The sequence below is a fragment of the Alcanivorax sp. HI0044 genome, assembly GCF_001634945.1.
This window is the reverse complement of the sequence record NZ_LWEZ01000968.1, coordinates 1-454: the sequence shown is the minus strand read 5'-3', so window position 1 is coordinate 454 and position 454 is coordinate 1. Positions and strand designations below refer to the sequence as shown.

1 protein-coding gene is annotated in these 454 nt (G+C 57.7%); it reads left to right on the top strand.

Annotated features, from left to right (window positions below; translation table 11 throughout):
- Window positions 1–14: 14 nt before the first annotated feature.
- Window positions 15–454 (top strand): GNAT family N-acetyltransferase (locus A3730_RS11370; RefSeq protein ID WP_231883934.1); only part of this gene is annotated, 440 nt, incomplete at its 3' end.

The window sequence follows — 454 nt, the reverse complement described above, 5'->3', positions numbered from 1 at the left end:
TTAACGCTGCGTTCATGATTCAGGAAGAAAATCAGACAGCACGGCTGGAACGCGACATGTTCTGGCAGCTGCCCGGTGACTGGTTAAGCCAGGGCGATGCCTTGCCGTATCCGGTCACCATGATCATGGATGCATCCGGCCGGCGTCACCCACGACGCCGCGCCAAGCCGGCGGGGGAAGTGTACCGCCGTTTTGATACCGGTATTCAGGCGTGGGTGTCTCTGCGCACGCTGGATATTGAGGAAGACCTGCACCGTTTCATGCGCTGGCAGAACAGCGAGCGTGTGGCTGCCTTCTGGGAACAGAGCGGCACCCTGGAAGAGCATCGCGCATACCTGGAGAGCCAGGCGAAAGAATCGCGAGTGCTTAACCTGATCGGTTGCATAGATGATGAGCCCTTCGCTTACTTTGAAGCGTATTGGGCCAAGGAAGATCGCATCGCACCCTATTACGA